The organism is Campylobacter sp. RKI_CA19_01122 (genome assembly GCF_025771325.1).
Lineage (GTDB): Bacteria > Campylobacterota > Campylobacteria > Campylobacterales > Campylobacteraceae > Campylobacter_D > Campylobacter_D lari_D.
In genome coordinates, this window is record NZ_JAKMPZ010000003.1 from 57,493 (window position 1) to 82,868 (window position 25,376).

At 28.0% G+C, this 25,376-nt stretch carries 23 protein-coding genes and 2 pseudogenes; 9 read left to right on the forward strand and 16 right to left on the reverse strand.

Translation table 11 applies throughout. The features are described from left to right. The 5 genes from L8U37_RS02495 to L8U37_RS02515 are packed head-to-tail and all read right to left on the reverse strand — an operon-like array spanning position 1 to position 5,676. Positions 1-1,101 carry a glycosyltransferase gene (locus L8U37_RS02495; protein ID WP_263728497.1) on the reverse strand — a complete coding sequence of 367 codons (1,101 nt, stop codon included), beginning with the start codon at positions 1,099-1,101 and terminating at the stop codon, positions 1-3. A gap of 1 nt (position 1,102) precedes the next feature. Then, positions 1,103-2,167, reverse strand: a complete 1,065-nt coding sequence (locus L8U37_RS02500; RefSeq protein ID WP_263728498.1) for a glycosyltransferase — start codon at positions 2,165-2,167, stop codon at positions 1,103-1,105. Next, positions 2,164-3,858: an ABC transporter ATP-binding protein gene (locus L8U37_RS02505; protein WP_263728499.1), complete on the reverse strand. Its 1,695-nt coding sequence runs from the start codon at positions 3,856-3,858 to the stop codon at positions 2,164-2,166. Before L8U37_RS02505 ends, L8U37_RS02500 begins: the two co-directional genes overlap by 4 nt. Beyond that, on the reverse strand, positions 3,852-4,838 hold the full coding sequence (galE, locus tag L8U37_RS02510) for a UDP-glucose 4-epimerase GalE (protein ID WP_263728500.1): 987 nt from the start codon (positions 4,836-4,838) through the stop codon (positions 3,852-3,854). The genes L8U37_RS02505 and galE overlap by 7 nt, the downstream gene beginning before the upstream one ends. A 58-nt stretch (positions 4,839-4,896) precedes the next feature. Further along, complete coding sequence (locus L8U37_RS02515; protein ID WP_263728502.1) at positions 4,897-5,676, reverse strand: 3'-5' exonuclease; 780 nt, start codon at positions 5,674-5,676, stop codon at positions 4,897-4,899. Between the two features lie 66 nt (positions 5,677-5,742). On the opposite strand from L8U37_RS02515, the gene waaC reads away from it, so the two are divergent. The 4 genes from waaC to L8U37_RS02535 are packed head-to-tail and all read left to right on the forward strand — an operon-like array spanning position 5,743 to position 10,239. Next, entirely contained in the window at positions 5,743-6,762 is a 1,020-nt protein-coding gene (waaC, locus tag L8U37_RS02520; protein WP_263728503.1) for a lipopolysaccharide heptosyltransferase I, read from the forward strand. Then, positions 6,759-7,631 (forward strand): lipid A biosynthesis lauroyl acyltransferase, encoded by an 873-nt coding sequence (locus tag L8U37_RS02525; protein ID WP_258108117.1) that lies wholly within the window; start codon positions 6,759-6,761, stop codon positions 7,629-7,631. Before waaC ends, L8U37_RS02525 begins: the two co-directional genes overlap by 4 nt. An 8-nt stretch (positions 7,632-7,639) precedes the next feature. Beyond that, a complete protein-coding gene (locus L8U37_RS02530) occupies positions 7,640-9,187 on the forward strand; it encodes a glycosyltransferase family 2 protein (protein ID WP_263728505.1) in 1,548 nt (515 codons plus the stop codon). After that, positions 9,184-10,239, forward strand: coding sequence for a glycosyltransferase family 4 protein (locus tag L8U37_RS02535; RefSeq protein ID WP_263728506.1), 1,056 nt, complete (start codon positions 9,184-9,186; stop codon positions 10,237-10,239). The genes L8U37_RS02530 and L8U37_RS02535 overlap by 4 nt, the downstream gene beginning before the upstream one ends. On the opposite strand, the gene L8U37_RS02540 is transcribed toward L8U37_RS02535, so the two are convergent. The 6 genes and pseudogenes from L8U37_RS02540 to L8U37_RS02565 all read right to left on the reverse strand — a co-directional run. Continuing rightward, a complete protein-coding gene (locus tag L8U37_RS02540) occupies positions 10,228-11,433 on the reverse strand; it encodes a glycosyltransferase family 8 protein (RefSeq protein WP_220567213.1) in 1,206 nt (401 codons plus the stop codon). The two genes, L8U37_RS02535 and L8U37_RS02540, sit on opposite strands and share 12 nt — an antisense overlap. Then, on the reverse strand, positions 11,414-12,373 hold the full coding sequence (locus L8U37_RS02545) for a glycosyltransferase family 2 protein (protein WP_220567212.1): 960 nt from the start codon (positions 12,371-12,373) through the stop codon (positions 11,414-11,416). The genes L8U37_RS02540 and L8U37_RS02545 overlap by 20 nt, the downstream gene beginning before the upstream one ends. Next, positions 12,370-13,572 carry a glycosyltransferase family 2 protein gene (locus tag L8U37_RS02550; protein WP_263728507.1) on the reverse strand — a complete coding sequence of 401 codons (1,203 nt, stop codon included), beginning with the start codon at positions 13,570-13,572 and terminating at the stop codon, positions 12,370-12,372. The genes L8U37_RS02545 and L8U37_RS02550 overlap by 4 nt, the downstream gene beginning before the upstream one ends. After that, complete coding sequence (locus tag L8U37_RS08125; protein ID WP_318529648.1) at positions 13,569-14,522, reverse strand: glycosyltransferase family 2 protein; 954 nt, start codon at positions 14,520-14,522, stop codon at positions 13,569-13,571. The genes L8U37_RS02550 and L8U37_RS08125 overlap by 4 nt, the downstream gene beginning before the upstream one ends. Then, the gene (locus L8U37_RS02560; RefSeq protein WP_263728509.1) at positions 14,519-15,256 is read right to left on the reverse strand and encodes a sulfotransferase family protein; all 738 of its coding nucleotides are present in this window, start codon (positions 15,254-15,256) and stop codon (positions 14,519-14,521) included. The genes L8U37_RS08125 and L8U37_RS02560 overlap by 4 nt, the downstream gene beginning before the upstream one ends. Before the next feature lie 388 nt (positions 15,257-15,644). Continuing rightward, positions 15,645-15,884 (reverse strand): annotated as a pseudogene (locus L8U37_RS02565) (glycosyltransferase family A protein); the annotation flags it as partial. A gap of 47 nt (positions 15,885-15,931) precedes the next feature. Here L8U37_RS02565 and L8U37_RS02575 point away from each other — a divergent pair. After that, positions 15,932-16,973, forward strand: a pseudogene (locus tag L8U37_RS02575) (beta-1,4-N-acetylgalactosaminyltransferase). Between the two features lie 71 nt (positions 16,974-17,044). Here the strand turns inward: L8U37_RS02575 and L8U37_RS02580 are convergent. Together L8U37_RS02580 and L8U37_RS02585 are read right to left on the reverse strand one after the other, a co-directional pair. After that, positions 17,045-17,770: a glycosyltransferase family 25 protein gene (locus L8U37_RS02580; protein WP_263728512.1), complete on the reverse strand. Its 726-nt coding sequence runs from the start codon at positions 17,768-17,770 to the stop codon at positions 17,045-17,047. After that, entirely contained in the window at positions 17,758-18,573 is an 816-nt protein-coding gene (locus L8U37_RS02585) for a glycosyltransferase family 2 protein (protein ID WP_263728513.1), read from the reverse strand. Before L8U37_RS02585 ends, L8U37_RS02580 begins: the two co-directional genes overlap by 13 nt. Before the next feature lie 57 nt (positions 18,574-18,630). On the opposite strand from L8U37_RS02585, the gene waaF reads away from it, so the two are divergent. The 4 genes from waaF to L8U37_RS02605 all read left to right on the forward strand — a co-directional run bounded on the left by waaF (position 18,631) and on the right by L8U37_RS02605 (position 22,336). Further along, complete coding sequence (gene waaF, locus L8U37_RS02590; protein ID WP_263728514.1) at positions 18,631-19,545, forward strand: lipopolysaccharide heptosyltransferase II; 915 nt, start codon at positions 18,631-18,633, stop codon at positions 19,543-19,545. 92 nt (positions 19,546-19,637) lie between these two features. Then, positions 19,638-19,940, forward strand: coding sequence for an HU family DNA-binding protein (locus L8U37_RS02595; RefSeq protein ID WP_039619003.1), 303 nt, complete (start codon positions 19,638-19,640; stop codon positions 19,938-19,940). Between the two features lie 95 nt (positions 19,941-20,035). Next, positions 20,036-20,938, forward strand: coding sequence for a cysteine synthase A (cysK, locus tag L8U37_RS02600; RefSeq protein WP_263728516.1), 903 nt, complete (start codon positions 20,036-20,038; stop codon positions 20,936-20,938). A 12-nt stretch (positions 20,939-20,950) separates the two neighbouring features. After that, entirely contained in the window at positions 20,951-22,336 is a 1,386-nt protein-coding gene (locus L8U37_RS02605; protein ID WP_263728518.1) for a replicative DNA helicase, read from the forward strand. Here the strand turns inward: L8U37_RS02605 and tpx are convergent. Genes tpx through L8U37_RS02620 form a run of 3 tightly spaced genes read right to left on the reverse strand, consistent with a single transcriptional unit; the run spans position 22,333 to position 25,365 of the window. Continuing rightward, positions 22,333-22,851, reverse strand: a complete 519-nt coding sequence (gene tpx, locus L8U37_RS02610) for a thiol peroxidase (protein WP_263671168.1) — start codon at positions 22,849-22,851, stop codon at positions 22,333-22,335. The genes L8U37_RS02605 and tpx overlap by 4 nt on opposite strands. An 11-nt stretch (positions 22,852-22,862) precedes the next feature. Then, positions 22,863-24,206, reverse strand: coding sequence for a magnesium transporter (mgtE, locus tag L8U37_RS02615; RefSeq protein WP_263728519.1), 1,344 nt, complete (start codon positions 24,204-24,206; stop codon positions 22,863-22,865). Between the two features lies 1 nt (position 24,207). Next, a complete protein-coding gene (locus L8U37_RS02620) occupies positions 24,208-25,365 on the reverse strand; it encodes a M23 family metallopeptidase (RefSeq protein ID WP_133319708.1) in 1,158 nt (385 codons plus the stop codon). Positions 25,366-25,376: the final 11 nt, after the last annotated feature.

Sequence of the window (25,376 nt, forward strand, 5' to 3'; positions counted from 1 at the left end):
TTATGCCTTGTTGAAAAATTCAAATAATTGCTTTGCTACGCTAATTTTATCAAATTCTTTTGCACGCAAAAAAGCCTTTTGTCTATATGAAGCTTTTAATGCTTCATCATTGCACATTTTCTCTAAGCCTTCTTGCATGGCTTTTTCATCATCTACTTTTACTAAAAGTCCAAACTCATCATCTAAAAATAGCTCCCTTGCGCCACTTTTATGATCAGTGCAAAGTACGGCAGTATTACAAGCTAGGCATTCGATTAAAACATTGGAAAAGCCTTCAAAACTTGAAGCAAAAGCAAAAAAGTCACATTTGCTCATGTATTTATAAGGATTTTTATCAAAACCTAGTAAAAAGACTTTATCTTTTAAATTTAAAGTTTCTATTAAAGCTAAAAGCTCATCTTTTAAAATGCCCTCGCCTAAAATGACTAATTTTAAATCAGTTTTAACTTTTGCATAAGCTCTTATAAGCATAGCATGATTTTTACCATGATCAAGCCTTCCAACACTTAATATAAAAGGATCTTTAAAGTCTATTTTTTCTTTAGATTTTTCTATGATGTTTTCTAAGTCTATGGCATTGTATAAAATATCGCATTTTTTAGCCTCTATATTGAAATTTTGTATTAAATCTTCTTTGTTTCCTATAGAATTTGCTAAGATTAAATCTGCTTTGTTATAAAGTTTTTTAATAAGAAATTTATTGATAAAAGAATTTAGATTATTATGTTTATAAATCACACTTGGAGTGGTGCATTCATTGATAATAAGGGTTGATTTAAGTCCTAGGGATTTTGCCATTAACGCAATATAATTAGGTCTATTTAATAATACAAATTGCAAGTTGATTTTTAAATCTTCACAAAGTTTTTTGTATTTTATAGCTAGCAAGGGTAGTTTTAAAAATTTAGCTAAGTTACTTTCACTTGGACTTGATTTTTCAAGGTAGTGGATATTAACTTCAGGAATATCATATGATATTTTATCATTCATTAAAATTAAATGTATTTCATATTTTAAATTTAACACAGGTAATAGCGTAGATACAACCCTTTCAGCGCCACCACTTCCTAAAGAATAAATAAAAATTGCTAGTTTTTTCATTTTAAACCCTTACTTCTTTGATTAAATCAAGCCATTTTTGTGCTACATTGGCCACTTCATAATCTTTACATCGTTGCTGTGCATTAAGCGCTAGTGTTTTTCTTAAATTTTCATCTTGCATTAAAAGGGCGAGTTTTTCGCTTAAAGCTTTTTCATCATCTAAATCTACTAAAAATCCATCTTTTCCATCATCAATTAAATCTTTATGGCCGCTTGTGTATTTAGTGCTAATGCGTGCTACTTGATAATATAAACTTTCAAGCAAAACCGTTGGCAAGCCTTCTATGAAAGAGCAAAGGCAGATTATTTTTGCTTTTTTATAAAGATCTTGCATATTTTCAACTTTACCTAGAAAATTAACTTTGATATTTAAATTCTTGGCTTCTTGTTCTAAATCTTGTCTTAATTCTCCATCGCCTGCTATGAAAAAATTGTATTGATTTTGTAAATTTGTATCTAGCCTTGCTATGGCTTTTAAAAACATAGAAGCATTTTTATTATGATCAAGTCTGCCTACGAAAATGACATTATTTTCTTTTTCTAAATTTTCTTTAACAGGGCTAAAATGACAAGGATTTGGCATATTGATAACTTTTTTAACAAAGTTTTCATAGTAATTTTTATCATCATTACTTAGCACGGTTAAAGCATTTGCATGAGGAAAACTTATACGGCGTAAAAACTTCCAAATTTTAGATTTTAAATAAGTATAAGAGCTATGCTCGCTAATGATTAAAGGTGTATTTAAACCTTTGTTTGCCCAAATGCAAGCAATATTAGTTGTATCTAAAAATGAGATAAAAACATCGCTTTTATGATCTTTAAGTGCTTGTTTTAAGGCTTTGAATTTTTTAATGCGTGAGGCTATTTTATTATAAAGAGTGGAAAAGTCAAACTGCTCTAGGGTAAAAAGTTTGATTTTTGGCTCAAGCTTGTAAAAAGAGTCTTCTTTGTGAAATTTAATAATATTTATTTCATGATTTTTGCAAAGTTCATTAGCTAAAGTGACTAATACTCTTTCAGCACCGCCTGAATTTAAAGTAGCTATGATGAAAGTGATTTTCATACTTGTTCCTTTAAATGCCCATGTTTTACTTCAAATACTCTATCGCAACCTTGTATAGTTGAGAGCCTATGGGCTATGATGATGAGGGTTTTATCTTTTGAAATTTTATAGATTTCTTCCATGATTTTTGCTTCACTTTCTTGATCAAGAGCACTAGTTGCTTCATCTAAAACTAAAATTTCAGGTTGTTGATAAAGCGCTCTTGCTATGGCTATTCTTTGTCTTTGGCCTCCACTTAAAAACGAACCTGAATCACCTACCTTAGTATGCACTCCATCTTCAAGTGAATTTACAAAGCTTTCAAGATTAGCTTGTTTGATCACTTTGTGTAAAAGCGCTTCATCTACTTCTTCTCCAAAGCTAATATTTTTAGCAATAGAATCATTAAAAAGATAAATTTGTTGAGGTATGTAGCCAATTTTACTTCTAAAACTTTTTATATTGCTCTCATCAAGCTTAATTCCATCTACAAAAATAGTTCCATCACTTGGTTTTAAAAGCCCTATGATAAGATCAACTAAAGTACTTTTACCACTTCCACTTTTACCTATAAAAGCGATTTTTTCATTTTTCTTAAGCTCAAAATTTAAATTTTTAAATAAATTTTTCTTCCCCTTATAAGCAAAGAAAAGATTTTTCAAAACGATTTTTTCTTTAAATTCAATACTTTCATCGCCTAGTTTTTCTTCTTTTTCATTGAGCATATTATAAATAATATCTAAAGAGTTCTTATAATATGTAATTTCATTATAACTTGTGATGATACGATTAGCACTTGGCATAAGCCTATAAAGAGCCACCACAAAAATAGTAATAGTTGCTAAGATAGATGAAATATCACTTTCATATCTTAAAACTAAATACACTACGATAAAACAAAGCATACAAAAACCTATACCTTCAAGGTAAATTCTAGGAATGCTTGACATGCTTTCATTGCTAATATTTGCTTTGGCAAAAAGCCCACTTTGAATTTCATAAAGCTTTTGTGTGCTTTGTTCTTTGGTTTTGAGTTTGATGATTTTAAGGTTGTTTAAATTTGCATTTAAAATTTCAAAATAATTTTTCATCGCCTCTTCTCTAGCTATGGAAGCTTTTTTTACCAAGGGTGAGAGGATTTTAATCAAAATAAAAGCATTTAAAAGTAAAAAAGCACTTAAAGCTAGGGTGATTTTATAGTTGATAATTAGCAATAAAGTATAAAGTAAAAACACCACAAAGCTTTCACTTAGCATAAGTAAAAAAGCACTAATTAAAGTGCTTAAATGAAATACTTCTTGAGTAATAGTTTTTAAAAGTTCTGATTGATTTTTATTAGTAAAATTTTCATATTCAAGATGTAAGTATTTATCAAAAATACGACAAGCAAGGCTGTGATAGCGCCCTTTAGAAAAACGCGCAAGCAAATGAAAATAAAAGGCATTTAAAAAGGCTCTAAAAATATAAAAGGCGATTAATATACAGCCAAAATAAGCAATAATCTTATAACTTGGTAAATTTAAATACTCATATATAGGTTGAAAATAGGAGCTTTTTTCTAAAAGCTCAAAATTACTCGCCACTGATACAAAAGGCATGATTAAAGAAATAGCAAAGCTTTCTATGAATCCTATAAAAATAGAAAAAATTAGCAAAGCAAATAAAAATTTCTTATCATGAGCATTGAGTATAAAAAAAAGTTTTTTTAACACTGTTTTTCCCACTCATAAGCACTTTTGCAGATTAATTCTAAATCATCATATTTTGGTTTCCAGTTGGTTAGAGTTTTGATTTTATCCGCATTTGAAATAAGCACAGAAGGATCCCCAGCTCTTTTTGGCGCAAGTTCTACTGTGAAATCTACTCCGCTTACTTTTTTCATGGTTTCAATAACTTCTTTTACGCTAAAGCCATGTCCATAGCCTACATTGAAAATATTACTTTCATTATTTTCTAGGTATTCTAAAGCAGCTAAATGCGCACTTGAAATATCATCAACATGGATAAAATCTCTAATACAAGTGCCATCTTTGGTGTTATAATCATCGCCAAAAATATAAAGTTTTTCTCTTTTTCCTGTGGCTACTTCAGCAGCAACCTTGATAAGTAAAGTGGCTTTTGGATAGCGTTGACCTATAGGATAACTCATGCAAGCACCTGCTACATTAAAGTATCTTAAAATGCAGTATTTAAATTCAGGATTTGCCATATTAGCATCTTGCAAGACTTTTTCGCTCATTAGTTTGCTTTGTCCATAAGGATTAATCGGTGCTAATGGGCTTTGTTCATCTACGATAGGAATTTGTGGCTCTCCATAAGTCGCTGCGGTTGAAGAAAAAATGAATTTTTTCACACCTGTTTCTAAACAAGTTTGGATTAGATTACTTGTATTTGCGGTATTGTTCATATAGTATTTTAAAGGATTTTCCATACTTTCAGGAACTTCAATGCTAGCTGCAAAATGCACAATCGCATCAAATTTTTCCTCTTTGAAAAGTTTTTTAATCCCAGCATAATCGCTTAAATCTTGCTCAAAAAACTTAAAAGGTCTGATTTTAGAAAGTTCATCCAAACTTTTTTTGCTACCTTTTGAAAGATTATCCAATACACAAATTTCATGATTTGTTTCTAAAAATTGTTTTAAAGTATGAGAGCCTATGTATCCTGCGCCACCGGTGATTAAAATTTTCATTTTTATCCTTTTTGTGATATTTAATAATAGTTATTTTAATATACTTTTCTTAATTAATTTAAAACTTGCTCTTTTCTTTTTCTATGGCCTCTAAAAATGGCTTTTGATAGTTTTTATCGCTATGTTTTTGCAAAAGTTCTTCTTTGAAATTTTCTAAAATATTAAGATAATCTTCTTGGGTTAAATTACCTTTAATGAGTTCGTATTTTAAAAATAGCATATAGGTGTTTAACACATCACTTTCGCAGTATTCGTGAATTTTTTCTAATTTGTTTTGATAAAAAAGTTCTAATACTTCATTTCCATGCACATCATATTTTCCAGGAAGTCCTGCCATAGCACAAAGCGTGTCAAGTCTTAAGCCTTTTTGACCAAAACTTCCTAAAGATTCTAATAAATCACAATGTTTATTTTCTACAAATTTGCTTTTGTAGTTATTCCATTTATCGCTTGCGTCCAAATAAGCACTTGCGTTGATATTGTATTTTAATGCTCTTATAACAAGCAAAGGCATGTCATAGCTTTTACCATTAAAACTTACAAGGCGGGGTTGGTGTTTGTCTATGAAGTTAAAAAACTCTTCTAGTATTTGTTTTTCGTTTGCGCCTTTGATTTTATTGACTTTGATGAAATTTCCAAATTTATCTGCAATCACTGCACAAATGCTTACAACTTTATGAAAAGGCAGGGGTAAAAATTCACTTCCGCTTTCTTCTTTTTGTCTTTCTAAAGCTTGCTTGCTAATGCTTAAATCATCGCCATTAAAATCATAAAGATGTTTTATCAATTCTACATCAGGAATGCTCTCACAATCAAAAACGCAAATATATTCTTGCATGATAAACCTTTTTTTAAAAAAATCTTTGTTAAAATCATAACAGAAAATTTAAAAATAAAGTAGCATATGAAAATAGGTTTGGTTAAATTATCCGCACTTGGAGATATCATCCATGCAGTAATTGTTTTACAATTTATTAAAAAGCATTATCCTAAGGCGAGTATTGATTGGTTTGTAGATGTAAGATTTGCAGGATTATTGCAAGATCATCCAATGATCAATGAAGTATATGCCCTGCCTTTAAAAGATAGAAAATTCAAAGAAGTTTTTGCTATGCTTTTTGAAGCTAGGCAAAATAAATATGATGTTGTGATTGATTTGCAAGGTTTGATTAAATCTGCTTTAGTGAGTAAATTTTTATGTGCTAATACCTTTGGTTTTGATCAAGAAAGCATAAAAGAGAGCTTTGCGAGCAATTTTTATACGCATAAATTTGCGTGTAATTATGAAGAAAATATTATCGTGCGTAATCTTTCTTTGGTAGCTTATGTATTAAATGAGCATTTTGATCATAGCGATATAGAGTTAAAACAAAGTTGTTTTAGCGTAGATGATGAGTTAAAAGAAAGCTTAGAACAAAGGCTTTCTTTAAGTGAAAGTGCGCCAAATATACTCATACATGTAGGCTCATCTATGCCTAATAAAATTTACCCAAAAGAGCGTTTGATACTACTTTGTAGAATGCTTTTGGAGTATTTTACTAGTGCAAAAATCATGCTTGGTTGGGGTAATGTTAATGAGTTTAATTTTGCTAAAGATATAGTTTTAAATTTAAAGCATTTGAAAATAGAACTTGCGCCAAAATTAAGCTTAAGTGAGCTTTGTGCTTTAACTAAAGCAAGCGATTTGATTATCGGAAATGATAGTGGGCCTACTCATTTAGCCTTTGCATTAAATAAGCCTTCTATAACGATTTTTGGTGCTACTCCTAGTCAAAGAAATGCTTATGAAACAAATATCAACAAAACAATCAATGCAGGTAAAAAAATACTGCATTCAAAGCATATAGATAAGAGTGATTTTTGCATACAAAATATCGATGAAAAAGATATTTTTAAACTTGCTTGTGAGCTTTTAGAAAAATGATAAATTATGTATATCTAAGCCTTTTTTATATATTAAAAGCCCTTGTGAAGATTTTACCTTCAAAGCTTTTAAACTCTTTTGCAAATTTGATTGCTTTGATCACTTATAGGCTTAATCACAAACACCGCAAAATCATTGACATAAACTTAAAAATTTGCTTTCCTGAAAAAGATCAAAAATGGCGTGATGAAACTAGTCTTAATATCTATAAAAATTTTGCTAAATTTGGGATTGATTTTATCAAAAATCAAAATGCAAGCAAAGAAGAAATTATCGATAAAATTTGCTTTGATGATGAGGAGCAAATTTTAAATATAATGCAAAGTAAAAGACCCTTGATTGTAACTACGGCTCATTATGGTAACTGGGAGCTTTTGGCTTTGTCTTTTGGAGCTAAATTTCAAGGAATTTCCATAGTTGGAAGAGCACTTGATAGCGTGATAATGGATAAAATTTTAAGTAAAAATCGCACGCAATTTAATATAGAGCTTATAGAAAAAAAGGGCGGGCTTAGAAAAATGCTAAAAGCCTTAAAAGAAGGTAGATCGCTTGGAATTTTAACCGATCAAGATGCAGTGGATAGTGAAAGTGTAAAAATACAATATTTTAACCAAGAAGTAAATTTCATAGCAGGTGCAAGTGTGCTTGCTAAAAAAACAAATGCTATGATTTTACCTTGTTTTGTGTATCAAAAAGATGAGAAATTTTTTGTAAAAACTTTTAAGGCTTTAGATGCAAGCAAGGCAAGTATAGAAGAGCTTACTAAGTATCAAGCAAAGTGTTGTGAAGAGATGATTAAATTTAAACCTGATGAGTATTTTTTCTTTCATAAGAGATTTAAAAGATACAATCATGAATTATATTTATAGGACATAAAATGGATTTAAAGCAAATTAGTGTGATAATAATTGTTAAAAATGCTCAAAAAACTTTAAAAGCTTGCTTGGAATCTTTGCAAGAATTTGGCGAGATAGTTTTGATAGAAAATGATAGCAATGATGATACTTTAAAAATTGCTTATGAGTTTAGTAAAAGTTATAAAAATATCAAGATTTATCAGCATAAATTTATAGGTTTTGGACCTTTGAAAAATTTAGCCATAAGTTATGCTAGCAATGATTGGATTTTTAATATTGACGCAGATGAGCTTGCTAAGAAAGAATTTTTACAAGAATTAGGGCAAATTGAGCCTAATAAAGAAGATATTATAGCCTTACCAAGAGAAAATTTATATAATGGAGAGTGGATTAAAGCTTGTGGGTGGTGGCCCGATCATGTAATGCGGGTGTTTAATAAAACCCATACTAATTTTAATGAAAATTTAGTGCATGAGAGTTTAATTTTACATGAAGATAGCAAAAAGATTAAGTTGCAAAATGGTTTGAGGCATTTTGCGTTTGATGATATCGATAGTTTGTTAGATAAGCTTCAAAAATATTCTAAGCTTTGGGCTTTGCAAAATTTACATAAAGAAAGTAGTGTTTGCAAGGCTTTGCTAAGAGGAATTTGGACTTTTTTTAGAAATTATGCTTTAAAAAAGGGAATTTTTTATGGTTATAAAGGCTTTATCATAAGTACTTGCAATGGTCTTGGAGCTTTTTTTAAATATATGAAATTATATGAGTTAAAAAAGCAAAAGCCAAAAACTTGTGCTTTAATCATCACAACCTATAATCAAAAAGAAAGACTTGCTTTGGTGCTTGATAGCGTTAAAAACTTAGAGCCTTTACCAGATGAGGTTTTAATAGCTGATGATGGAAGCAGGGAAGATACGGCTAAACTTATACAAGCTTATCAGAAAGATTTTCCTTGTAAGTTAAAGCATATTTGGCAAGAAGATGAGGGGTTTAGACTAAGTGAGATTAGAAACAAAGCTATTAAAGCTTCTAAAAGCGAATATATAATCGTTATAGATGGAGATATGGTTTTAGAAAAAAGTTTTGTAGCTGATCATTTGAAATTTGCACAAAAAAAAGTATTTTTGCAAGGTTCTAGGGTGATTTTAAATGAAAAAGAAAGCAAAGAACTTTTAAGCAAAAATGATTTTAGTTTGGCTTTTAATAAAAAGGGTTTTAAAAATCAAAGAAATATTTTTTTAGCTAAATGTATATATAAATTTTCAAAACTAGCTAAGAAATTTTTTAAAAAATCACAACTTATTAAAGGTATAAGAGGCTGCAATATGAGCTTTTATAAAAGTGATTTTGAAGCCATTGAGGGATTTAATGAAAAATTTATAGGCTGGGGTAGGGAAGATAGCGAGTTTGTAGCGAGATTTTTATTTAATGAGGGAGTGTTTAAAAGGCTTAAATTTAATGCTCTGGCTTATCATATCTACCATGAAGAAAATAGCAAAAATATGCTTGAAATCAATCATCAAATTTATCTTGAAACTATAAAAAATAAAAAAGTGACTTGGAAATGAAAATTTTATTACTTATTGGGGATATCACTATAGGAGGTGGTGCTGAAAGGGTTGTTGTAAATTTGGCAAATGCACTTTTTGAGCTTGGATATGATGTAAAAATTTTTAGTTTTTACAAACAAGGAGTTGATGTAGCTTATGAATTAAATGACAATATTAAAATAGATTACTTGCATAGCAAATCAAGAGCTGATGTAAAAAAAGAAAGATTATTTTATAAGTTATATTACAAGCATTATGAGTGTTTTTTGTTAAAACAAAGATATAAAGATGCTGATGTGATGATTTTTAATAATTGTCCTCATTTTCCTTTCTTTAAAAATAAAAATACAAAATATATTAATTTTATTCATATGAGTCTAAAAAAATATAGAAGAAAAAATAATTATTTTGATGCTTTAGTGGTATTATCAGCCAAGCAAATTAATCAGTGGAGAAAATATCATAAGAATGTTTGGGTTATACCAAATTTTTTATACTCTAAAACTTCATTGCAAGGGAAACTACAGATTAAAAATATTTTAAGTGTTGGAAGAATGGCTTTAGAGGATCAGAAAGGGTTTTTAAGACTTATTGAAATTTGGAAGCTTGTGCAAAAAAATGTAAAATACAAAGAATGGACTTTAACTATAGTTGGAGAAGGTGAGTTTAAAAATACTATAGAAAATAAAATAAAAGAAAATAATTTAGAAAATTCAATTATCTTAAAACCTTTTACTAAAGACATAGAAAAAGAATATTTAAATGCTAGCGTTTATGTAATGACAAGCAAATGGGAAGGTTTTGGAATGGTTTTAATAGAAAGTGCAAATTATCAAATTCCTAGCATTGCCTTTGACATAAATACAGGACCAAGTGATATTATAGAAAATGGTAAAAGTGGATATTTAATCGAGGATAGTAATTTGCAAGAATTTGCAAATAAGCTTTGTTTACTTATGGATGATGAAAAATTAAGAAAACAAATGGGACAAAGTGCAAAAGAAAATATTTCTTATAACTTCTCTAAAGAAAAAGTTATGCAAAAATGGCAAGAGTTGTTAAACTCTTGATTTGTTTGCGTATTTTTTAAAATTTTTGAGCATTTTGATAGCTTTTAAAAAAACACTGAAAGTGTTTTTTTGGTTTTTTCTTGCATATAAAATACTTTCTCCGAGCATGCAACAAAGTCCAAAAATATCATCATTAATCTTTTGTGATTTTTCTAAAAAATACTCATCTTGCTTGGTATTATGTATTAAAGATGATATTTTTGCAAAATTAAAACTTTTTATAGCTTTTAAAAGCTCAAATCCCAAAGCACTATAAAGCAAATAATCTTTAATGTTTGCTTTTTGTTCAAGTAATTCTTCATTAAAAATAGGTGTTTTTTCTGCTATTTGCCACCAATAATCATTTATATTTTTACCTTGCAAATCTGTGTATGATTTTAAAAATTTCCAAGGTTTTTCTCCATAATGTAAAATTTTAGGTGTTTTTGCACTTTTGGTAAATTCATCTCTTGTGTAGTTAAGTCTATTTGCTTGTTCATCTTTACATATAGCATAAAAAAGAGTAATAATATTGAAATTATATGAAAAATTAAGCTTTAGCTGATATTGTGGTTTTATGGTGGCATTAAGTAAGTCTTGATCTGCGGCTTTTATGTAGTAGCATTTGCTAGCTAAATCCTCGCATTTTTGTTCTATATTGTGTTTTTTCCATTCTTTTAGATTGATAAGTAAAAAACCTGAATTAAAATAATTTTCATCAAAATGCAAAGTGTGTTTTTGGTTGTTTTCTTTAAATTTTATTTTTGTACGTTTAGAGCCAGGATCGCCTACAACACCGGCTATTTTTCCTTCTAAGTTGATAGTAAAAATTTCTCTTATATCACACAAACATAGCATATCAGAATCTAAATATAAACAAGTATTTATTTCATCATCTAATATAGAATTTAATTTTAATCTATAATAAGGAAGTTTTGAGCTATGAGCAGCTCCACTGATAGGATAATGTTTAAAATTATCATCGTTTTGAATATGAATTTGTATTTTACATGGGAAAGTTAAATTAAGTTCTTGTTCTAATTTTTGAAGTTTATTTTTAGTATGATTGCTAATAGAATTACTTAAAATATGAAAATAATATATTTCGTTTTCTTGATAAAATTTATTTTTATCTGTATTTTTAATAATACTTGTAATCAAAACAGCTGTGTATTTAATATAATTTTCATCTGCACTAAAAACAATGTGATACATTTGCTTCCTTTAGGATATTTTTAGCATTTTTTATTTGGATATTTTTTTTAATTTTAATTTTTTTTCTTTGTATTTTAAGGAAAATTTTTTCAAAAAAATTTTTATTTGTGTATTTATATGTTAAATCTATTTTATGGATGTTTAGATCGTATATAGCGATTTTAAAAATCAGTGAATGAAGTTTATTTGTTTGATTTTGAGTAAGACTTGAAATTTTTTCTGAAACAAAAGATAAGTCATGGATATAAGATTTAATTTTATTAAGATCTTTTTTTTCCCTAGTTGATGAATTTTCATTTGAAATATTATAATTATATAAATATTGTTTTGTGATACCAATTGCATTTATAAATTTTAGGCTATGTAAAACCAATAAAAAATCTTCAGCCATAGTATTTTTTTCATTTGGTTGAAGACTAATTGTATTAAAAGCTTTAAGATATAACTCTTTTTTCAATATTTTATTGAAAATATTCCAACTAAATTTAGGATACCTTGAAAATAAAAAATAGCAAAAATTTTCATTATTATAAAATGCACTTTCAAAAAAATTCCATTCTTTTTTATAATCATCGCATTCGTAATAATTGAAACATATTAAATCAACTTTTTGTTTATCTAAAATTTTAACACATTCTTCACAAGCATTAAGCTCTAAATAATCATCAGGATCTAAAAACATAATATAAGGTGAAGCTGCTACTTTAACACCTTCATATCTTGCTCTTAAAAGTTTCAAATTCTCTTCATTATGTATGATTTTTATCCTATCATCTTTACTAGCATATTCTTTAGCTATATCTATACTTTTATCATTACCGCAATCATCTACTATAATGATTTCTATATCTTTAAAAGTTTGGTTTATACAACTTTCTAATGCTCTAGCTATATATTTTTCTACATTATAAGTTGGTAGTATGATGGAAATTTGACTCATGTTCTATCCTGAAAAATTTTTTTAGGATGACGAATAATCATTTTGAATTTCAGGTATTTTTTATAAATTTCAATATTTTTTTTAAAAAAAATAATTTCTTTTTTGATTTTTAGAGGATCTTTAGCTATTTGCATATTAAAATAATACATACAATAATCTTTGATGCTTTTTTTAAAAAAATCATTTTTAATATCAATATTAAAAATATATAATTGTTTCGCTATTTTAACAAGACAATAAATTCTAAAATATTCTCTAAGCTCTTTATAATCACTAAAATGCTCTTTTAGTGGCTCTAGATATTTAGGTAATTTTTGCGGTATTAAAGTATTTTGGATATTTGTTATGGAGCCTTTTCTAATTCTATATATCATTAAGGTTGTATTGATATAAAAAACTTTTTTTGCCAAGCAAAACAATATAGTTCCAAAATCATGATCTTCATGATAAATTCCATGTGTGAAACGAAGATTATATTGATTTAAAATTTTAGCTTTAAAAGTTCCTTGCCAAGCAAAATAAAACTGAAAAAAGTTATTTTCTTGCAATAGTTCTATACCGGTATTAAAAAATATTTTTTTACTTTTTTGCATTAGGTCTGTTGGTGGTTTTTTTAAAAAACAAGAATTTTTTTCATGATATTCTTCAAACCCATGCGTACAAATATCCAAATCTTTTTCAATCATTTCTTTCACGCAAAGCTCTATACAATCATTTAAAAAATAATCATCTGAATCTAAAAAGTGAATTATAGAATTTGGTAGCTCTTGCACTAATAAATCATTTATATTTTCTATATTTGTTTTTATGTATCTTTTTTGAATTTGTATAAAATTTGATTTTATAGCTTTTTTGCTGATTATTTTTGTATTTTTGTCAAAGGTATGAGTTGAGGTAAAAGAGATTATATCTTGTTCTTTATTATCTTCAAAAAAGCTTCTAAGTTTAGTTCCTTTTATAAATTCTAATCCCATATTTCTTGCCGAACTCAATCCTCCATTTTCCTTAGAGATTAAAAATATTCTTTCATCTTTATTGAGATATTCTAAAGCTATATCTAAGCTTTCATCATCACTTCCATCATCCACTAAAATAATATCTAAATTTTTATACGTTTGATTTATTACGCTATCTAAACATTCTCTTAAATAAGGTACCACATTGTATATTGGTATGATGATGGAAAGTGTTGTTTTCATTGATAAAACTTTTTATTAAAGATAAATTTTAGATATTTTTTTAAGAGTATAATTCTTTTTCTATTTATTTTTAAGGGTAATTTGAAGTATACTAAGTAGGTTAGATAATTTTTTTTATATAGTTGTATTTTTCTTTCGTTTTGTCCAAATTTGATATTCTGTATTAGAATAGTAAGGAAAATACATAAAAGAGTGTCGAGCTTATTGTTTTTTAGATAATTGTTCATTATTTTTATGATTTGTGTTTCTTGTTTTATATAGCTTTGAATTCTTTCTTTATTATTTGTTAGCATGGAACCTGTGCTGTTTTGATAATAATAATATATATTAAGAGAGCTTGTTTGGATGTTTTTACAATGTTGTATGATAAAAAAATACATTAAAGCATCTTCTGCCATGGTTAATTTTGTTTTAATATATTCTAAAAGAGTCATTGCTTTTGTGTAGATTTCTTTTTTTATTATTTTTGAGCAAAGAGTCCAATAGCATAAACCGTCGTGTGATATTACATATCGACAGTATTCATTAATAGAAAAAATATTATCTTGTAAGATTTTATTTTTTACTACAGTGTTATTGAAACGATATAAAAAATCAAACCATATTAAATCTATTTTATCATTTTTGTTTAAAATTTTAACACATTCTTCACAAGCATTAAGCTCTAAATAATCATCAGGATCTAAAAACATTATATAGGGTGAGCTTGAATTTAATACACCTATATTTCTACTAGCAAAAGTTCCTAAATTCTCTTCATTATGTATGATTTTTATCCTATCATCTTTACTAGCATATTCTTTAGCTATATCTACACTTTTATCATTACCGCAATCATCTACTACAATGATTTCTATATCTTTAAAAGTTTGGTTTATACAACTTTCTAATGCTCTAGCTATATATTTTTCTACATTATAAGTTGGTAGTATGATGGAAATTTGACTCATGTTCTATCCTGAAAATTTTTTTTAGGATGATGAAAGTAAAATTTTAAATTATGGCATATTTTTTTTAGGAATAATTGAACTTTAAAGAAAAAAGAAAAATCTTCTTTTATTTTTTCTTCTTCGGAGTTATAGTTAAATAATTTATAATTGTATTGATAAAGCTTGTAGACAATTTTATAAGTTGTCTTGTTGTAATATGATAAATAATGTCGATGGCTACTTGGATTGGATATTGTTAATGTTCTTTTTATATTTAATTTTGATAAAACAAATTGAAAATTATTGTGAATATTTTTTACTTTTCCTATAAAATCGACCAATATATTTTTTTGATTATCGCGAAGAAAACAATATTGAGGGATAAAATGAATCCAATTAAAAATTTTATTTCTAATTTTTATATTTTCTAGATCTAAAACAAACTGCTCAAATGAGCTGTATTTTCGCATATGTTCTTGTGACCATTGCAAATCTTCTATGTTACCACCTCCTTTTTTAAGATAGAAAAAAGCAGAAACAAGTCTATCATGTGGATTTCTTACAAATCCAAATGAAAAAATATTTTTAAATTCTTTGGGATCACTTTGTATGTAATCTTGAGCTTTAATGTGTCCACTAAGCCATTTACCTGTTTGAAAAATAGCTTTTTCTATGCTTGTTCCTGCTGTTTTTGGTATATGTATAAAAATGCATTTTTGTTTTCTTTGAAAGTCTTTTATTAGATTATTATCCAAAAATCTCCTTTTATTTTTTAAAGATTTTTATATTAACTTAAAAAACAAATAAAATTTATTTATGTATTTTATTAATTATGTTTGTAATTTTGCCATAAAATTTCTTTATTTTTGTTTTCATATCAATATTTTTAATTTTCTCAAACCTAAGCTCGTATGTATTAAGCTTTAAATAATCACAGAATCTAAAAAAATGAATAATATCATCAGGTAAATCTTGAATGATAAAATCATTAATGTTTTTTAACTTTGTTTGGACTATATTTTTACTAAGTTTGGTAAAGTTTTTTTATTCTTTTACGAGCTCTTTTATACTATTTTAAAATTATTTGATTTTTCATAACTGATAATATTTTCTTCGTTTTCAAAAAAAATCTCTTAATTTAGTTCCTTTTATAAATTCTAATCCCATATTTCTTACAGAACTTAATCCCCAATTTTCTTTGGAGATTAAAAATATTCTTTCATCTTTATTCAAATATTCCAAAGACATATCCAAGCTTCCATCATCTACTAAAATAATATCTAGATCTTTATAAGTTTGATTTATTACGCTATCTAAACATTCTCTTAAATAAGGTGCTACATTATATATTGGGATGATAATTGTAATTAAAGGATTATTCATATATACTTTCTTTTTATTTTATTATGTATAAGGAAACATTAAAAAATATGAAATTTAGAAAAATATTTATAAATTTATTGCTTATATTTATACCAATAAAATCTATAAGAAAAAAGATAAGATATAATTTAAACAATAAAACCATATCTTTACAAAAAACTGATTTTAAGTTACCCAAAAATATTTTAAATAAAATAAAAACATACAATAATAAGTATTTTTATAAAATTAATAAAACCATTAATGGGGGGGGGGCATAATGGTTATTTTGACTTTGATCCAAACTCAAAAGATACAAAATCTTCTTTAAATCCTTGGGCTTTTATAAGAGTCAAAAATGAAGCTATTACTTTAAGAGCTTCATTAGAAAGTATATTGCCTGCAATACAAAGAGGCGTTATAGGATATAATGATTGTACTGATGGAAGTGAAGAAATTATTTTGGAATTTTGTAAACAATACCCTTCTTTTATACCAGTAAAATACCCTTATGAAGTACAAATTGAAAATCCTCAAAGTGAAGAAAATAAACTTTATAGTTATTATAATTATGTTGCAAGTTTTATTCCTCAAGGAGAATGGCTTGTAAAAATAGATGTAGATCATATTTATGATGCTAAAAAATTATATAAAAGTTTTTATATACCCAAAAAAGATAACGATGTGGTTAGTATAGCAAGAATGAATTTTGCTATTTGTGAAAATAAAGTTTATATAGTACCTAATTATTATATAGATGTTGCCGATCATTGGCTTGTTAAAAATATACAATTGCAGTGGGAAGAAGTGCTTATTTTAGGAGATAGTTTCGAATGGAAGGAAATTCCACAAAAAGAAAAATACAAATATCAATCTTTATCATCTTATGAAATATTAAGACTTAAAAAACATATTATATATCATACAGAATTAACCAATTGGCATTTTCCATTTGTAAAGCAGCATAGGAAATTAAAAATTCGAAATGATTGGATATTGTTAAGTGATTTTAAAGATCAATTTTCTTACCTTATAAATTCAAGGATTGATGAGAAATTGTTAAATAAAGATAGAATTATAAATACATATAATAATTTTGCTTTAGAATGATTGTTTTTATTATTTGGTAGAAATCTAATAATTATCACTTGCAAGTTGCACATTTAAAAGCAAAGAATTTTTTATTTATAAATAATTTTTAAAGTTGAAAAATAAAATCTTATAATTTCTCTTATAATTTTAGATGGTATGCTAAGTTTCTTTTTTCTTTGTGTTATGGTAGTTTCTACATGATTTAAGTCAAGCAAAAATGGTTTATATATAATGTTTTGTATTTTATTATAATAATACATATCCATATAATCATCTACAGGCTTAAACCAATATCTCGCTTTTTTAATAAACTTTTTTACAGCATTTGGGTGTATAAAATATCCTTGCGTGCCACCAGTATTCTCGTAACTTATATAAAAATTATTATTTAAATGGTGTATTTTTTTATCAAAAAGATAATAAAATCTTATGTATTCATAATTGCTATTTAGTAATTTTTCAATGATATTTGAGTTGTTTAAAAACTCATCGCTAAAGATGACATCATCTTCTAAAATGATGATAGGGCTATTAAGTTCTTGACATTTTTTCCATAAACTATAATGAGATGCAAAGCATGATTTTTCACTATCGCTAAGTTCACGCCCAAGTACAAATTGACACCACCATGGGAAGTGACTTTTAAACTGCAAATGCTCATTTTTAGAACCATCGATGGCTTTAAAAAATTCAAATTCTAGTTGATTTTTTAAATTTGGATTACACGCGAAGAGTTTTTGAATTTGTTCTTGCATAAAATTTTTTCTATCTTCTGAGCGTTCTAGATTGATGATAAAAACTTTTACTTTTTCCAAACTCTACTTTCTAATCCTAAAATTTCTTTTTCTAAAACTTCTAATATTTTTTCATTAAAATGCTTATATTGAAAAATATTAGCTAATTTTTTAATGTATTTTAAACTTTGCTTTTTATGCTCGTAATTTTGCCATAAAATTTCTTTATTTTTGTTTTCATATCTACCATTTTCATTAAATTCATAGCGGTATGTACATTCTTGCGATACAAAAAAGCTCTCACTTAGCATAAAAATTATATAGTTAAAAAGCACATCTTCTCCATAACAAAGTTTTTCTTTAAAATCAACATACTCAAAACTTTTTAAAATCAAATTTTTCCTATATACTTTTGCCCAAACACTCCAGCAAAAATGTTTCTGTTTAAGTAAAAATTCCAAAAATTCATCTTTGTTAAAAAGCCCATCTTGTTTAAATCTATAAAATTTCTTAAATTTCACCCTATGTACATATGCATCAAACACTACCATATCTACATTTTTGATTTTTTCAAGCCCAACTTCACAAGCATTAAGCTCTAAATAATCATCAGGATCTAAAAACATTATATAGGGTGAGCTTGAATTTAATACACCTATATTTCTACTAGCAAAAGTTCCTAAATTCTCTTCATTATGTATGATTTTTATCCTATCATCTTTACTAGCATATTCTTTAGCTATATCTACACTTTTATCATTACCGCAATCATCTACTACAATGATTTCTATATCTTTAAAAGTTTGGTTTATACAACTTTCTAATGCTCTAGCTATATATTTTTCTACATTATAAGTTGGTAGTATGATGGAAATTTGACTCATTTTAGCTCTTTAAATAAAGTGATGATATAATTATAGCTTTTATTTTTAAGGAAAATTATGAATATTTTTATCAACCTTCCTACTTGGCTTGGCGATGCGGTGATGGCTAGTGCGGCTATTTATGCTATAAAAGAAAAATACCCTCAAGCTAAATTTACTTTTTATGGTTCTTTTGTGAGCACAGAGCTTTTTAAACGCTTTGAAAATGCTCAAATTTTAGTAGAAAATAAAAAGCAAAGATATAAGCAAATTTTAAAAGCTAGAAAAAATCTTGGTAAATTTGATCTAGCTTTTTCATTTCGCTCGGCATTTTCAAGTAAGATCATTTTAAATCTAATCAAAGCAAAAAAAAGATTTTATTTTGATAAAAATATTCTAAAAGAAGAACACCAAGTCTTAAAATACTTAAATTTCATAGAAAAAGCCTTAAATTTTAAAGCCACTTCAAATGCTTTAAAACTCCCTATAAAAGCAAAATCAACTCAAAAAATCTTAGGTATAAACCCGGGTGCACATTTTGGAAGTGCGAAAAGATGGGAAGCGAGCTATTTTGCAAGGGTAGCAAAAGAATTTAGCTCAACTCATCAAATTTTAATCTTTGGAGTAGAAAGTGAGAGAGAAATTTGTGATGAAATTGAGTATTTTTTTCTAAAAGAAGGTATCAAATCAAAAAATCTTTGTGGCAAAACTAGTATTTATGCTTTATGTAAAAATATTTCTATGCTTGATTTGCTCATCACAAACGATAGTGGTCCTATGCATATAGGTGCAGTTTATGGGGTGAAAACGGTGGCTATTTTTGGCTCGACTAAATTTAGTCAAACCTCGCCTTGGCAAGAAAATGCTAAAATAGCACATTTAAATTTAGCTTGTATGCCTTGTATGCAAAAGGTCTGCCCTTTAAAACACCATAAATGTATGAAAGATTTAAAGCCTGAAGTGGTAATAAATTTAGCAAAAACATTTTTTTAGCATATTTTTCTTTGTGATTTGGGTTTAAACCTCTTGCAAAAGCTTGATAAATGTGTTAAACTTAACAATCATTTTTAATCAAGGAGCTTTTTATGACTAAAGCAGATTTTATTTCTCAAGTTGCTCAAACTGCTGGGCTAACTAAAAAAGATGCAACTGCAGCTACTGATGCAGTAATCGCTACTATTACTGATGTATTAGCTAAAGGTGATAGCATTAGCTTTATTGGTTTTGGTACATTTTCTGTAGCTGAAAGAGCTGCTAGAGAAGCTAGAGTACCAAGCACTGGTGCTACTATCAAAGTACCTGCTACTAAAGTTGCTAAATTTAAAGTAGGTAAAAACCTTAAAGACGCAGTTGCTGCTGCTAAAACTGCTAAAAAAGCTAAAAAATAATTCTTTGCGCAAAAGTTTCTAACTTTTGCGTTTTTCTTCATAGTTAAGTATTAATTTTCTTTTGATATTGTTTTTAAAAAATTACAAGGAAAACAATGTCAGTTTATAATAATATTTTAGATTGTATAGGTAATACCCCGATTATTTCTTTAAAAGAATTTGCTCCAAATCTTTACGCTAAATGCGAGTATTTTAATCCAAGTCATTCTATAAAAGATAGAGCGGCTGTGGAGATGATAAAACAAGCTTTAAATGAAGGTAAAATCAATCAAGAAACAACCATTATAGAAGCTACAAGTGGAAATACCGGCATAGCTTTAGCGATGATTTGTGCAAGCTTAAAGCTTAAACTTATCATAGCTATGCCTGAGTCTATGAGTATTGAGCGTAGAAAAATGATGAGTTTTTTTGGTGCAAAGCTAGAACTTACTCAAGCAAGTAAAGGCATGCAAGGAGCGCTTGATAGAGCTAATGAGCTTTTGAGTGAAATTTCAAATTCGTTTATGATAAGTCAATTTGAAAATATCAACAACAAAAACGCACATAGAAAAAATACTGCTTTAGAAATTTTAAAAGCTTTACCTGATCTTGGTATTTTTTTAGCAGGTTTTGGCACAGGTGGAACTATTAGCGGGGTAGGAGAAATTTTAAAAGAACACAATCCTAATGTCAAAATCATAGCCTTAGAACCCGCATCTTCGCCACTTTTGAGTCAAAATACCGCTGCAAGCCATAAAATTCAAGGTATAGGTGCAAATTTTATCCCTAAAATTTTAAATCAAAAAATCATAGATGAGATAGTTTGTGTAAGCAATGAAGATGCTATAAATACAGCCTTAGAGCTTGGTAAAAATGGCATAATGGCAGGAATTTCAAGTGGTGCAAATGTATATATGGCTAGAAAAATTGCTTTAGAAAACCCTGATAAAAAAGTCTTGACTATGTTAAATGATACAGCCGAGCGATATTTGTCAACTGATTTATTTGCAAATTTATAATTAGGGGTGTGTATGAGTCAAAATAATGAGCATTTTGATTTAGATCTTGAAAGGGCGATTTTAAGTTCTTGTATATATAGTGAAGATTCTTTTTTTAGTGTTTCTTCGGATATTGAAATTAATGATTTTTCGCTCAAAGCTCATCAAGATATTTATAAAGCTATTTTAGCTTGTGTGAATGCAGGTGAGCCTATAAGTGCAAGTTTTATAAGAAAACATAAAAAAGTAGATGAGCAAATTTTAGCTGAAGTTTTAGCTACTACTTCCATAGCAGATGTGAGCAAATACGCTTATGAATTAAGAGAAAAGTCCATTAGACGCCAACTTTTAAATTTTGCTTATACTATACCTACAAGGGTTAATGAAGATAAAAGCATTTCTCAAATTTCAGATGAAATAGGCAAAGAGATTTTTAATCTTACAAACCGTGTAAATAGTAATAGTATTAAAGATATGACTATGGTTATGTCTGAACTTATGGATGAGTTTAAAAAGCAAAAAGAAGCTGAAAACAAAGATATTTTAGGACTTGATACAGGCTTTAGTGAGCTTAATAAAATGACAAAAGGCTTTAAACCCGGCGATCTTGTAATCATCGCTGCACGCCCTGGTATGGGAAAAACTACAATTTGCTTAAATTTTATAGAAAAAACACTAAGACAAAATAAAGGCGTTGTGATGTTTTCACTAGAAATGCCTGCTACGCAAATCATGCAAAGATTACTCAGTGCAAAAACTTCCATTCCTTTGCAAAAAATTCTAATCGCAGATTTAAACGATGATGAGTGGAGTAGGGTAGGTGATGCTTGTAATGAGTATGCACAAAAAAATCTTTATATTTATGATAGCGGTTATGCTAGTATAGCAGACATTCGTTCAATTTTACGCAAAATTAAGGCTCAAGATGAGAGTATTGAGCTTTGTGTAGTTGATTACATCGGTCTTATGATGAGTAACTCAGCTTTTAATGATAGGCATTTGCAGGTGAGTGAAATTTCAAGAGGCTTAAAGCTTTTAGCAAGAGAATTAAATATGCCAGTAGTGGCACTCTCACAGCTTAATCGTTCATTAGAAAGTAGAGCAAATAAGCGTCCTATGCTTAGTGATTTAAGAGAAAGTGGCGCTATAGAGCAAGATGCAGATACGATTTTATTTGTATATAGGGATGAGGTTTATAGAGAGCAAGAAGAAAAAGAAAGAGAAAATAAAGCTAAAAATGAAGGCAAAACCTATGAGAGAAAATTTATGCCAAATCCTGTGCAAGAAAAGGCTGAGCTTATTATAGGTAAAAATAGAAATGGTCCTGTAGGGCATGTGGATTTGCTTTTCTTAAAAGAAAAATCGTGCTTTATTGAAGCTCCAAAAGAAGATTTTATAGTTACCAATTTTGAAGGTTAATTTAAAGAATAGCGATAATCGTTTTGTATAAAAAGCTCTAAATCTTTAAAATCAATTTTTCCCATCAGCTCTTTTACGAGCTGTTTGTATATTATTTTTTCATCTTTAACTACAAAAGCTGATCTTGCTAATAATCCTGCAAATATACTATCATGTATTAATACTCCATAATTAGTGCCAAAATCTTTAAAGGCAAAATCACTTGCAACTATGATATTATCAATTCCTTCAGTTGCACAAAAACGATCCATAGCAAAAGGTAAGTCCATGCTAACAACAATCACTTCAATGTTTTTTATAGATGCCAATCTTTTGTTAGTTTCTTTAGCTTGTTTGGAGCATACTTGAGTGTCTAAGCTAGGAAAAGTTAGTAAAATTTGAGTTTTTCCAGGTGGTGCTATTTCTACTGAGGCAAGATTTTTAGTTTTTAAAGTCACTTTTGGAGCATTATCGCCAATTTGTAGTTGATTTCCTGTGAGTTTTATGTTTTGTTTTTTATATATAATGCTTGACACAATTTTCCTTTTTATAATAAAATCATCTTAGCTAAAAGTAAAAAGCTGAAAAAACCCAAACCATCAGTAATTGCAGTAATCACAACACTTGAACCTACCGCAGGATCAATTTTAAATTTTTTCAAAGTTAATGGCACAAAAGAGCCTACAAAACCGGCTAAGGCTAGATTGATTAGCATTGACAAAGCTATAACAAGTCCTAAAAGGGCTGTTTTAAACCATATAAAAGCTATAATACTCATAACGCTAGCAAATATAAGCCCATTTAATAAAGAAATTCCACTCTCTCTTAATATAACTTTTTTAGCATCTTTAAATTCTACTTCATTGAGTGAGAGTTTTCTAACTGTTACTGCTAAGGCTTGTGAGCCTGTATTACCTCCCATGGAAGCTACAATAGGCATAAGTACTGCTAGAGCTACAAGTTGTTCTATTTCACCTGAAAAAAGACTGATGATATTAGCTGAAATTAATGAAGTTGTAAGATTAATCATGAGCCAAAAAGCTCTTGCTTTAGCCGCTTTAAAAGCACTTTCTTCTTCAACATCTGCATCAACTCCGGCTAAATTATAAATTTGCTCTGTTGCATTTTCTTGGATTAAATCATGAATATCATCATAAGTAATTCTACCCAAAAGCACTCCATCATCATTTATAACAGCCAAAACACTTAAATCATAATCTTCTACTATATCAATAGCCTTTTGTATATCTTCATGATCTTTAATGCTATAACATTTATATTTTTCATTGTTGTTTTTAATAATATCTGCAAAACTTAGTTTAAAATCCCAAAGCAAGAGATCGCTTAGGTTGATAGCATTGCAAAGTTTTCCTTGTTTATCTATGATATAAACTTGAAAAATTTGATCTACTTGTCCTGAATGCTTTAAAATTCTATATCTTTTAATGGCCTTTTCTATACTTTCATTAATAGAGGCTGTGAAAATTTCTGTTTGCATATAAGCACCAGCGGTATTTTCATCATAATTTTTAAGGCGTAAAATTTCTTCTTTGTCTTCTGAACTTAAGCGGTTTAAAATAGCTAAAGTTTTTTGTGGATTTAGTTCTTCAAAACGCTTAATTAAGTCTGTTGCATCATCACTTTCAAGCTCTTCTACTGCTTTTGCAATCTTTATAATACTTAAGTTTTCTAAAATATTTTCTAAGATATGTTCAGGTGTTATAGTAGCTACATTTGCAAGTGTGTAAGTATCAAAAGATTTAAGAGTTTTTAAATAAAGCTCTTCATCATGCCTTTTGATAGTTTTTAAGGCTTCATTGATTTCATAGGTACTTTGATCTTTGAAAGTATTTTTTAAAAGTTCTTGTGCTTCTAAAAAATCATTCATCATCTCAAAGCTCCATAGAATTTTCTATATTTTGTTCTTTTGGTGGATTTTTATAATTTTCATCAATGCTTTGCAAGCGGTTTTCATACTCTTTTGCCATTTTTAAAAATTCTTCTTTGTTTTTTCCACTTAAGCTTGATTTTGGAATTTTAACTATAGTTTCAGGATTAATTGCTTTATTATTTAGATAAAGTCCAAAATGCAAATGTGGTCCAGTACTCATACCAGTAGAGCCTACATAAGCAATCACTTGTCCTTGTTTAACTTTTTGTCCGCGTTTGATTTTTGCAAAGCGACTAAGATGAGCATATAAAGTCATATAGCCTGACATGTGTTTTACTTGAACAACTTTACCATAACCACCTTTTGTCCCAACAAAGCTAATCGTTCCATCTCCTGCACTTTTAACTGGAGTACCCGTTGGAGCTGCATAGTCAATACCTAGGTGTGCTCTATAGCGTTTTAATATAGGATGGTATCTTGCTCTAGTAAAACGATCTGAAATCCTTGTATATTTGACAGGTTTAGTTAAAAAGAAATTTTCAAGCTCTTTTCCTTGAGCATTATAATAAGAATCTTTATATAAAAATACAGAATATTCTTTACCTCTAATATTAGCTAAAGCTGCTTGGATATTAATATCGCCAAAAAGTCTTCCTAGTCTTCTTTTTTGCTCATAAATTAATACTACACTATCGCCTTTTCTAACATTTTTAAAATTAACACTATTTTTAAAAGCTCTTACCATAGCTCTTGCTAAGGTTACACTACCACTTTCATCATAAACATCTTGATAAGCTGAGTTGTTAATAGCTACGCGAATAGTTCTTTTTTCTTTGGTATAAGAAATTGGAGTAAAACTTAATACGAATTTATTTTCAGTATTTTTGTAAATATGAATTTGTAAATCATCACTGATTGGGATTAAAACCTGTTCTAATTCTCCTTGATCATCTTTTAACATTTGGTATTTAATACCACTTGCAATTTCTGCACTTAGTTCTTTATCTTCAGCATCAAGATTATAGTATAAATTCAAAGGTATGGAGTGATCTTGTAAAAAATCAAGTAAAGTTTTGCCATTCTCCCAAGAAAGTTCTTCAACACTTGAAATAGCAAAAAGTTTTATCGATATAAGTAAAGATATGAAAATTTTTTTCATGGTATTTTAAA

Bases quoted from the DNA above. Each gene is read 5' to 3' on its own strand.
- L8U37_RS02595 (WP_039619003.1), top strand. From the start codon at position 19,638: ATGACTAAAGCAGATTTTATTTCTCAAGTTGCTCAAACTGCTGGGCTA.
- L8U37_RS02525 (WP_258108117.1), top strand. From the start codon at position 6,759: ATGATAAATTATGTATATCTAAGCCTTTTTTATATATTAAAAGCCCTT.
- L8U37_RS08125 (WP_318529648.1), bottom strand. From the start codon at position 14,522: ATGAGTCAAATTTCCATCATACTACCAACTTATAATGTAGAAAAATAT.
- L8U37_RS02535 (WP_263728506.1), top strand. From the start codon at position 9,184: ATGAAAATTTTATTACTTATTGGGGATATCACTATAGGAGGTGGTGCT.
- L8U37_RS02605 (WP_263728518.1), top strand. From the start codon at position 20,951: ATGAGTCAAAATAATGAGCATTTTGATTTAGATCTTGAAAGGGCGATT.
- L8U37_RS02530 (WP_263728505.1), top strand. From the start codon at position 7,640: ATGGATTTAAAGCAAATTAGTGTGATAATAATTGTTAAAAATGCTCAA.
- L8U37_RS02515 (WP_263728502.1), bottom strand. From the start codon at position 5,676: ATGCAAGAATATATTTGCGTTTTTGATTGTGAGAGCATTCCTGATGTA.
- mgtE (WP_263728519.1), bottom strand. From the start codon at position 24,206: ATGATGAATGATTTTTTAGAAGCACAAGAACTTTTAAAAAATACTTTC.
- L8U37_RS02545 (WP_220567212.1), bottom strand. From the start codon at position 12,373: ATGAGTCAAATTTCCATCATACTACCAACTTATAATGTAGAAAAATAT.
- L8U37_RS02500 (WP_263728498.1), bottom strand. From the start codon at position 2,167: ATGAAAATCACTTTCATCATAGCTACTTTAAATTCAGGCGGTGCTGAA.
- L8U37_RS02540 (WP_220567213.1), bottom strand. From the start codon at position 11,433: ATGTATCACATTGTTTTTAGTGCAGATGAAAATTATATTAAATACACA.
- waaF (WP_263728514.1), top strand. From the start codon at position 18,631: ATGAATATTTTTATCAACCTTCCTACTTGGCTTGGCGATGCGGTGATG.
- waaC (WP_263728503.1), top strand. From the start codon at position 5,743: ATGAAAATAGGTTTGGTTAAATTATCCGCACTTGGAGATATCATCCAT.
- galE (WP_263728500.1), bottom strand. From the start codon at position 4,838: ATGAAAATTTTAATCACCGGTGGCGCAGGATACATAGGCTCTCATACT.
- L8U37_RS02550 (WP_263728507.1), bottom strand. From the start codon at position 13,572: ATGAAAACAACACTTTCCATCATCATACCAATATACAATGTGGTACCT.
- L8U37_RS02495 (WP_263728497.1), bottom strand. From the start codon at position 1,101: ATGAAAAAACTAGCAATTTTTATTTATTCTTTAGGAAGTGGTGGCGCT.
- L8U37_RS02585 (WP_263728513.1), bottom strand. From the start codon at position 18,573: ATGAGTCAAATTTCCATCATACTACCAACTTATAATGTAGAAAAATAT.
- L8U37_RS02620 (WP_133319708.1), bottom strand. From the start codon at position 25,365: ATGAAAAAAATTTTCATATCTTTACTTATATCGATAAAACTTTTTGCT.
- cysK (WP_263728516.1), top strand. From the start codon at position 20,036: ATGTCAGTTTATAATAATATTTTAGATTGTATAGGTAATACCCCGATT.